At 73.3% G+C, this 8,954-nt stretch carries 10 protein-coding genes; 6 read left to right on the top strand and 4 right to left on the bottom strand.

Translation table 11 applies throughout. From position 1 onward, the window contains the following. The first annotated feature begins 210 nt into the window (after positions 1–210). Positions 211–1,734 carry an ATP-binding cassette domain-containing protein gene (locus IN07_RS13775; protein WP_036336490.1) on the top strand — a complete coding sequence of 508 codons (1,524 nt, stop codon included), beginning with the start codon at positions 211–213 and terminating at the stop codon, positions 1,732–1,734. A 143-nt stretch (positions 1,735–1,877) separates the two neighbouring features. Here the strand turns inward: IN07_RS13775 and IN07_RS13770 are convergent, their stop codons facing one another. Beyond that, on the bottom strand, positions 1,878–2,246 hold the full coding sequence (locus tag IN07_RS13770; RefSeq protein WP_036336489.1) for a hypothetical protein: 369 nt from the start codon (positions 2,244–2,246) through the stop codon (positions 1,878–1,880). 588 nt (positions 2,247–2,834) lie between these two features. Here IN07_RS13770 and IN07_RS13765 point away from each other — a divergent pair. From IN07_RS13765 to IN07_RS13750, 4 genes are read left to right on the top strand one after another with little or no spacing between them, the layout of a single operon-like run. Beyond that, on the top strand, positions 2,835–3,398 hold the full coding sequence (locus tag IN07_RS13765) for a biotin transporter BioY (protein WP_036336488.1): 564 nt from the start codon (positions 2,835–2,837) through the stop codon (positions 3,396–3,398). Continuing rightward, a complete protein-coding gene (locus IN07_RS13760; protein WP_081975403.1) occupies positions 3,395–4,135 on the top strand; it encodes an energy-coupling factor ABC transporter ATP-binding protein in 741 nt (246 codons plus the stop codon). The genes IN07_RS13765 and IN07_RS13760 overlap by 4 nt, the downstream gene beginning before the upstream one ends. Then, positions 4,132–4,791, top strand: a complete 660-nt coding sequence (locus tag IN07_RS13755; protein ID WP_036336487.1) for an energy-coupling factor transporter transmembrane component T — start codon at positions 4,132–4,134, stop codon at positions 4,789–4,791. Before IN07_RS13760 ends, IN07_RS13755 begins: the two co-directional genes overlap by 4 nt. Continuing rightward, entirely contained in the window at positions 4,788–5,333 is a 546-nt protein-coding gene (locus IN07_RS13750; RefSeq protein ID WP_231558358.1) for an MOSC domain-containing protein, read from the top strand. Before IN07_RS13755 ends, IN07_RS13750 begins: the two co-directional genes overlap by 4 nt. 50 nt (positions 5,334–5,383) lie before the next feature. On the opposite strand, the gene IN07_RS13745 is transcribed toward IN07_RS13750, so the two are convergent. Then, positions 5,384–5,803, bottom strand: a complete 420-nt coding sequence (locus IN07_RS13745; protein WP_036336486.1) for an acyl-CoA thioesterase — start codon at positions 5,801–5,803, stop codon at positions 5,384–5,386. A gap of 81 nt (positions 5,804–5,884) precedes the next feature. On the opposite strand from IN07_RS13745, the gene IN07_RS13740 reads away from it, so the two are divergent. Further along, positions 5,885–6,316: a protein-tyrosine phosphatase family protein gene (locus IN07_RS13740; protein ID WP_036336495.1), complete on the top strand. Its 432-nt coding sequence runs from the start codon at positions 5,885–5,887 to the stop codon at positions 6,314–6,316. A gap of 177 nt (positions 6,317–6,493) precedes the next feature. Here IN07_RS13740 and ettA read toward each other — a convergent pair whose 3' ends face one another. Both ettA and IN07_RS13730 read right to left on the bottom strand, forming a co-directional pair. Then, a complete protein-coding gene (gene ettA / locus IN07_RS13735) occupies positions 6,494–8,164 on the bottom strand; it encodes an energy-dependent translational throttle protein EttA (RefSeq protein WP_036336485.1) in 1,671 nt (556 codons plus the stop codon). A gap of 114 nt (positions 8,165–8,278) precedes the next feature. Beyond that, positions 8,279–8,824, bottom strand: a complete 546-nt coding sequence (locus IN07_RS13730) for a single-stranded DNA-binding protein (protein WP_036336484.1) — start codon at positions 8,822–8,824, stop codon at positions 8,279–8,281. Positions 8,825–8,954 lie beyond the last annotated feature (130 nt).

Here is an 8,954-nt window from a genome sequence, read left to right as displayed (position 1 = left end):
GGCCGAAGACCTCGACTCCGACAAGTAGCCGATCAAATACCCAACACCCTCTGAGGGGACCCGCGGCGTGCCTCCCGGGACTCGCCGTCTCGGGAGGCGCGTCACCCCCGAGCGGGTAGCATCGCTGTCGTTACACAGCGTCGCGGGGGCGCTGGAACCGTCGTCCGCCGGCCGTGCCGGGGACGCTCTCCGGGGGAGGCCCGCCCGCCCATGTCGTTGCTGGAGGTCGCGGGCCTGACGAAGTCCTTCGGGGCCCGACGCGTCCTGCGGGACGTCTCGTTCAGCCTCGGCGAGGGCGAGATCGTCGGGCTGGTGGGCGCCAACGGCGCAGGCAAGTCGACCCTCGGCGACGTCCTCGCCGGCATCACCGCGGCCGACTCCGGCGCCATGACCCTGCTGGGCCACCCCTACGCCCCGCTGTCGGCGGAGGACGCTCGCCACCTCGGCGTCGGGGTCGTCGAACAGCTCGTCCGGATCGACCCGGGGCTCACCGTCGCCCAGGCGGTCTTCCGCGGTACCACCCAGGCCGGGCGCCCGCAGTCCGACCTGCGCCGGCAGGCCCAGGTGCTGCTCGCCGAGGTCTCCCTGGACGTCGACCCCGACACCCTGGTCGGCGACCTGCCGCACTTCGTGCACGGGGTGGTGGAGATCGCCCGCGTGCTGGCCGAGGACACCCGGCTGGTGGTGCTGGACGAGGTCTCGGCCGCGCTGCTGCCCGTGGAGGTGGACGGCCTGCACGCCGTCGCCGGCCGGCTCAGCCGACAGGGGCGCGGGGTGCTCTACATCAGCCACCGGCTGCCGGAGATGCTCGCGGTCGTCGACCGGGTGCTGGTGCTCCGCGACGGACGGATCGCCCTGGACAGCCCGGCCGACGCGCTGGACCCGGTGCAGCTGGCCGCGGAGACGGTGGGCGAGCAGGTGCCGCTGCCCACGCGGCGGGTGACGCCGCAGCCGGCGCCGGCGGACGAGGCCGCCGTGCTCCCCCCGCGGCGGGTGGCCTCCGACGAGGTGGCGCTCCAGGTGCGCAACCTGCGGGTGCCCGGCGCGGTCGAGGGCGTGGACCTGCTGCTGCACCGGGGCGAGGTGATCGGGCTGACCGGGCACCGCTCCTCCGGCGTCGGTGAGCTCGTCGGCGCGTTGTCCGGGGAGCTCCCGGCGATCACCGACGAGCTGCTGCTGCACGGCGAACCGCGGTCGCTGGGCTCGGCGGCCGGCGACGAGCTGCTGCGGCTGCCCGCCTACCGCCCCGACGAGGACGCCTACGGGGTCGACCCCGGGGAGACGATCGCCCGGACGCTCACCCAGGAGCAGTGGGGCGCGCTGACCGACGTGCGCAAGGAGATCGCCACGCTGCGCGCGGTCATCCGGACCGTGCACCAGATGGACGTCAAGACGCTGAGCATCCGCACGATGTTCGGCGCGCTGTCCGGTGGCGACCAGCACAAGATCGCCCTGGCCCGGTGGATGGCGTCCTCCGCACAGGACGTCCTCGTGCTGCACGAGCCCACCCGAGGGCTGGACGTGCGGGCCCGCCAGCAGGTGCGCCGGATGCTGGACGACGCCACCGCGCACGGCACGTCCGTCGTCGTCGTGTCGGTGGACCCCGACGAGCTGGCCGAGTGCTGCGACCGCGTCGGCATCGTGTCCGGCGGCCGGGTCGCGCGCTGGATCGACACCACCCAGCTGGCAGCGGACGCTGTCCGTGACCGGATCGTCGAGGCAGCCACCGCCTGAGGCCGGACGCCGACCGGGCCACGCCCTTGGGTGTGCGGTGCAGGGTGGAGCCGCATCGGTGGTCTGCGCCGGGTGGCGCCGCCCGGGCAGGTGGCGCCGCCCGGGCAGGTGGCGCCGCCCGGGCAGGCGGCGCCACGCCGGGGTCAGACGCTGACGCCGCCGGCGACCGCCCGCAGCTTGTGCCGGGCCAGCGCCAGGTTGGCCGTCGCGCGGTTGAGCACGAGATAGATGAACAGGCCGGCGTTGCCCTGGCCCTTGAGCACGTTGATCAGGTGGTACTGGCCCTCCAGCGTGATCAGGACGTCCTGGATCTCGTCGTTCAGCTCGAGGTCGGAGATGGTGCGGAGCTTGGCGCGCACCACGTTGGAGTTGCCGGCGGCGGCGACGTTGAGGTCGAAGCCGGGGGAACCGCCGACTGCGAGGGCCATGCCGCTGTCGATGTCGACGATCGCGGCGCCGCTGGCGCCCTCGATCGCGAGGAGATCGGCGATGACGTTGTCGAGCTGTGCCACGGATGAGGCTCCTGTCGTTCTCGGTGGGGGTCGCAGCGGGGTGCTGCGGCGCACCGGGTCAGGGGCTGACCCGGGTCGAGCGGACGGACCTGCGGTCCGGACGTGCACGGGGCTCCGGGGAGGCGGCAGGGCCACCCCGGCGGGTGCCGCACCGCGCTGAGCACGGTGCGGAGCCACCTCGTCGCCGGCGGGCGGGGCGTCAGGGTGGTGCGGCCGGGCACCGTTGTCGGGCACCAGGCCCGGCTGCGGCGACCCCGGAGGTGCGTCCTGCGGCGGGGGCCGCGACCACGACCACAGCGATGCCCACCACCCGGTTGCCATTGCCCTTGTCCTGCCTTCGCCGAGGGGCTCAGGACCCCAGACAACACGGCTCCGACAGGCCCGGCAAACCGGCTGATGTACCTGCAGGTGAGCGCCTCGACACTGAGCGCACACAGCCCCCGGGACGCTCGTGAACCACCGAGCCACCACCGGCGAGACCGCTCCCCGCCGCCGTCGTGACCGCGCCCGGCCTGTCGGCGCTGCACCGGCCTCGGGTACCTTCCGCCGGGAACGCGGGCCTCCGCCCGCTTGGCTGGAGGAGACGCCGTGAAGACCCGGGACCTGGCGTACATCGCCCTCTTCGCCGCCATCGTCGCAGTGCTCGGGACCCTGCCCGCCATCAACGTCGGTCCGGTGCCGATCACGGCGCAGACCCTCGGCGTCATGCTCGCCGGCAGCGTGCTGGGCGCCCGCCGCGGCTTCCTCGCCGTGTTGCTCTTCCTCGTCCTGGTCGCGGTCGGGCTGCCGTTGCTGGCCAGCGGCGCCGGCGGCCTGGCGCCCTTCGCCGGGGCCTCGGCCGGGTACCTCTTCAGCTGGCCGCTCGCCGCCGCCGTCATCGGCTGGCTGACCGAACGCACCTGGGACCGCTACAACGTGGCCCTCGGCATGCTGGCCAACGTCCTCGGCGGCATCGTCGTCATCTACGCGGTCGGCGTCCCGGTGCTCAAGGTCGTCGCCGGCCTGCCGTGGGAGACCGCGCTGTGGAGCGGCGCCGCCGTCTTCGTCCCCGGCGACCTGGTCAAGGCCTTCGCCGCGGCGGCCATCGCCGACGTCGTCCGGCGCAGCTACCCGGTGATCGAGCGACCACGACGGGCCGTCGACACCCGGTGAGGTTCCGTCGTCCCGGTGCCGTCGGCACCGACGTCGACGTCGCCGACCCGACCCGCGGCATCGAGCTGCGGGGGGTCGGGCAACGGTACGGCGACCGGGTGGTGCTCGACGGCATCGATCTCACGCTGAGCGAGCAGCGGGTCGGGGTGATCGGCGCCAACGGGTCGGGCAAGAGCACCTTCGCCCGGCTGCTCAACGGGCTGGTGGTGCCCAGCGAGGGCCAGGTGCTCGTCGACGGGCTGGACACCCGCACCCAGGTGCGGGCGGTCCGGCGCCGGGTGGGCTTCGTGTTCCAGGACCCCGATGCGCAGATCGTGCACCCCACCGTCGCCGAGGACGTCGCCTACGGGCTGGAGAACCAGGGCGTGCCGGCCGAGGAGCGCGCCGTCCGCGTAGCCGAGGTGCTCGCCCGCCACGGACTGGCCGGGCACGCCGACCACCCGGCCCACCTGCTCTCCGGCGGGCAGAAGCAGCTGCTGGCCATCGCCGGGGTGCTGGTGATGCGGCCGGCTCGCATCGTCTTCGACGAGCCGACGACCCTGCTCGACCTGGTCAACGCCCGCCGGATCGCCGATCTGGTCGTCGGGCTCGAGCAGCAGGTCGTCGTGGTGACCCACCAGCTCGACCTGCTCGACGGCTTCGACCGGGTGCTGGTGATCGACCGCGGCCGTGTCGTCGAGGACGCCGCTCCGGGCCCGGCCGTGCAGGCCTACCGCGCGCTGATGGCCGACCGGTGACCCTGGCGCTGTACGTCCCGCGCAGCAGCGTCGTCCACCGGATGCACGCCGGGGTCAAGCTGCTGGGCCTGGCCGTCCTCGCCGTCCTGCTCTTCGCCCTGCCGACGCTCACCGCGGCCGGCGCGGCGCTGGCCGGGGTGCTCGCCGTGGGGTTGCTCCTGGCGCGGCTGCCGGTCGCCGTCCTGGCCCGGCAGGCCCGCGCGGTGCGCTGGTGGCTGCTGGCGCTGCTCGTCGTGCACGCGCTGACCACCGACGTGCGCACCGGCGCGCACGTCAGCCTCCGGCTGCTGACACTGGTGCTCGCCGCGGCGGTGGTGACGGCGACGACCCGGGTGAACGCGATGGTGGCGGTGGTCGAGTGGCTGTGCGCCCCGTTGCGGCTGGTCGGCGTCCGGCCGGCGCGGGTGGGTCTGGCCATCACCATGGCGCTCCGGTTCATCCCGGTGCTGATCGAGCGCGCCGACCGGATCCGGGCCGCCCAGGCGGCCCGCGGTGGGTCGCCTCGCGGGCTGCGTGCGCTGCGGACGACGATCGCCCCGCTGCTGGTGCAGGTGCTGCAGATGGCCCACGACGTGAGCGAGGCGCTCGATGCCCGCGGGGCCGACGACGTCCCCCCGCCGCGCCGCCGGCGCTCCCCCACCCTGGAGACCCCGTGACCGAGTCCGGCGCCCTGCACGAGATCTGGCGCACCCCGGCGGCGGCCGGGCCGATGCAGCGGGTGCCCGCCGCGCGGTTGCTGGCCGGGCGGGGGCTGGACGGTGACCGGTACGCCCTCGGCGGCGGCACCTGGGCGCAGTACCCGGACCTGGAGAAGCAGCTGACGCTCATCGACCGGGAGGACGTCGCTGCCGTCGCCGCGGAGGCGGGCGTGCCGCTGACGCCCGGCGACACCCGCCGCAACCTGGTGACGGCCGGGGTGGAGCTGCCCGCGCTGGTCGGTCACTGGTTCGCGGTCGGGGACGCCCTGCTGTTCGGCATGAAGCGCTGCCCACCCTGCGCCCACCTCGAGCGGCTCACCGGGGCGCGGCTGGTGAAGGCGATGGTGCGCCGCGGCGGCATCAACGCGGCCGTCTTCGGCGGGGCGGAGATCACCGAGGGTGCCGTCGTCCGGCCGGTGTCGGAGGAGGAGGCCGCCCGGCGAGGGGCGCCGACCGGTGCCGGCCGCCCGGAGCCCCGGATCGTCCCGCTCCCCGACTGAGGCCAGCGGCCTGCGCGCACCGGGGACGGCGGGGTCGGGCGCCACGGAGGTCAGGTCTCGGTGGTGGGCCCGTCGAGGTGGCGACCGAGGAAGGTCTTCTCCTCCGGGGTGAGCCGGCGCGGTCGGTTCAACGCGAAGTCGAAGGTCACCAGCAGGGTGCTGCCGGTGACGGCCAGCTGCCCGTGGTCGAAGAGCTCGTAGTGGCAGGTGAACGCAGCAGCCCGGACGTCGGAGACCCAGATCTGCACCTGGAGCGGGTCGGCGTGGTAGAGCACCGGCCGCTTGTAGGCGATCTCGTGCGACGCGACCACGATCCCCCGGCGCAGGCCGGTCTTCTCGTCGTGGGTGGGCTGGTCGAAGAACAGGTCGACCCGCGCCATCTCGAAGTAGCCGAGGAAGGCCACGTTGTTGATGTGCTGGTAGGCGTCCATGTCCGACCAGCGCATCGGGACGGCGACGGTGTGCCTCACACCCGTCACCCTGCCTCATGGCCCGCCGCCGTCCGCACCGCCCCTGTTCCGTACCGGGCCGTGCAGGCCTACGGTGCCGTCGTGGACCCGTGGGCGGAGACAGAGCCGGGCGTGTTGGTGCTGCCGTCAGGACGCCGCGTCCGCGGTCGGGGCCTGCGGCGACCGTTGCCCGACGGCAGCCCGCCCCCGGCCTTCGGCCTGTACCTGCTGGGTCGCCCGCCGTGCCCCGTCCCGTGGACGACCCGCTGGGTGTGCTGGCCGGACTTCCGGTTGCCCACCGCTCCTGTCGACTTGCACGACGCGTTGCGCGAGCTGTGGCAGCGGGCGGAGACCGAACGGGTCGAGGTCGCCTGCTCGGGCGGCACCGGGCGCACCGGGACGGCGCTGGCCTGCCTGGCGGTCCTGGACGGGCTCCCCCCGGCCCGGGCGGTCGCGTTCGTGCGCGGTCACTACCGCAGGCACGCGGTGGAGACCCGCGGCCAGGCCCGTTTCGTCGCCAGCTTCACCGCCTGACGGAGCGCCCCCCGCATCCGCTGACCGAGCGCCCCCGCATCCGCTGACGGGGGCCCGCAGACGGCGACGGCCGGCCGGAGCACAGAGCTCCGGCCGGCCGTCTGGTGACGCGATGGAACGGCCCCCTTGCCGGGTCCCGGTACGAGCCTGCGCGTGCCGGGGGCAAGGGGTCCATGCTCAGTCCCGCGTGAGCTTCCGGTAGGTGGCGCGGTGCGGGCGGGCGGCGTCCGGGCCGAGCCGCTCGACCTTGTTCTTCTCGTAGTCGTCGAAGTTGCCCTCGAACCAGAACCACTTCGAGTCGCCCTCGTAGGCCAGGATGTGCGTCGCCACCCGGTCGAGGAACCACCGGTCGTGGCTGACGACCACGGCGCAGCCGGGGAACTCCAGGAGCGCGCCCTCCAGGCTGGTCAGCGTCTCGGTGTCCAGGTCGTTGGTGGGCTCGTCGAGCAGCAGCAGGTTGCCGCCCTGCTTGAGCGTCAGGGCCAGGTTCAGCCGGTTGCGCTCACCGCCGGAGAGCACGCCGGCCTTCTTCTGCTGGTCCGGGCCCTTGAAACCGAACGCCGAGACGTAGGCACGGGACGGCATCTCCACGTTGCCGACCTTGATGTGGTCCAGGCCGTCGGAGACCACCTCCCACAGGCTCTTCGCCGGGTCGATGCCGCTGCGGTCCTGCGCCACGTAGGCGACCTTGACCGTCTCGCCCATCTTGATCTCGCCGTCGTCGGGCTTGTCCTCGCCGACGAGCATCTTGAACAGGGTGGTCTTGCCGACGCCGTTGGGCCCGACGACGCCCACGATGCCGTTGCGCGGCAGCGTGAACGACAGCCCGTCGATGAGGACCCGGTCACCGAAGCCCTTGGTGAGCTTGTCCGTCTCGACGACCACGTTGCCCAGCCGCGGACCCGGCGGGATCTGGATCTCCTCGAAGTCCAGCTTGCGGAACTTGTCCGCCTCGGTGGCCATCTCCTCGTACCGGGCCAGTCGGGCCTTGCTCTTGGCCTGGCGGGCCTTGGCACCCGAGCGCACCCACTCCAGCTCGTCCTTCAGCCGCTTGGCGCGCTTGGCGTCCTTGGCGCCCTCGACCTTGAGCCGGGTGGCCTTGGTCTCCAGGTAGGTGGAGTAGTTGCCCTCGTAGGGGTAGGCCCGGCCGCGGTCGAGCTCGAGGATCCACTGGGCGACGTTGTCCAGGAAGTACCGGTCGTGGGTGACGGCGACGACGGTGCCGGCGTACTTCTCCAGGTGCTGCTCCAGCCACGCGACGCTCTCCGCGTCCAGGTGGTTGGTGGGCTCGTCCAGCAGCAGCAGGTCGGGGGCCTCCAACAGCAGCTTGCACAGCGCCACCCGGCGACGCTCACCACCGGAGAGCACCCGCACGTCGGCGTCCCCAGGCGGGCAGCGAAGCGCGTCCATCGCCTGCTCGATGCGGTTGTCGAGCTCCCAGCCGTCGGCGTTCTCGATGACCTCCATGAGCTCGCCCTGCTCGGCCATCAGCGTGTCGAAGTCGGCGTCGGGCTCACCCATGGCGGCACTGACCTCCTCGAAGCGGGTGAGCGCCGCGCGCAGGTCCTTCACCGCCTCCTCGACGTTGCCGCGGACGTCGAGGTCCTCGTTCAGCGGCGGCTCCTGCTCCAGGATGCCGACCGAGGCGCCGGGAGCCAGCACGGTGTCCCCGTTGGAGGCGGTCTCCATGCCGGCCATGATCTTCAGGACGGTCGACTTGCCGGCACCGTTGGGGCCGACGACACCGATCTTCGCGCCGGGCAGGAACGCCAGCGTCACGTCGTCGAGGATCACCTTGTCGCCGTGCGCCTTGCGCGCACGGACCATCGAGTAGATGTACTGGGCCACTGAGTGGGAGCCTTCCGTCAGGTCGCGAGTGGGGGCGGGGCGGGGCGGCCGTGCTCGGCGGGCACCGGCCCCGCCCCCTGCGTTCTCAGCTCCGATCCTCCCAGCCGGGGAGGCTCACGTCAGCGCCGGGACCGCCGGCTCCTCGGACGTGACCTCGGAGTCCGTCTCGTCCAACGTCTCCTCCCCTCCGATGTAGTCCGTGGACCGCTGCCGGTAGAGCTCCTCGCCCGGTTGCGTCTCCTCGCTCGGCGCCGTCTCCTCGCTCGGCGTCGGCGGGGCCGCGAGGGCGGCAGACCGGTCGACGCGAGCCGGCCGGGTGAAGTCCGACCACCCACGGGCCAGGTTCAACCCGACCGCGGTGGCCTTGATCCGGTTGGCGCTGCGCCGCCCGGCCTCGCTCTCCCAGGACTCGGTCGACAGGTTGCCGACGACGACGACCGGGTCGCCCTTGGTGACGCTGCGGGCGACGTTGCCACCCAGCTCGTTCCAGCAGGCCACGTCGATCCAGAGCGTGGCGCCGTCGACGAAGCCCTTGGTCTCCTCGTCCCAGCGGCGGGACGTGGACGCCATCCGGAAGTTGGTCACCGACCCGTTGCTGGTGCGGTTCTGGCGCGGGACGTCGACCACGTTGCCGACGACGTGCAGAGGGGTGTCGTTCACGGTGCTCCTCAGGGTGCTGTCCCCGGCGACCTGCCGGGCTGGGACCACCGTCCAGCGCGCGGACCCGGCGGGACAGGAGCTCGGGTCGACTGTGGACACGCCCGCTCGCTGTGGACGACCGGCGCCGTCC

Origin of the sequence: Modestobacter caceresii (assembly GCF_000761485.1) — a bacterium.
Classification (GTDB): domain Bacteria; phylum Actinomycetota; class Actinomycetes; order Mycobacteriales; family Geodermatophilaceae; genus Modestobacter; species Modestobacter caceresii.
Note: the sequence above shows the minus strand (reverse complement) of the source record. Positions and strands in the feature narration are given on the sequence as shown.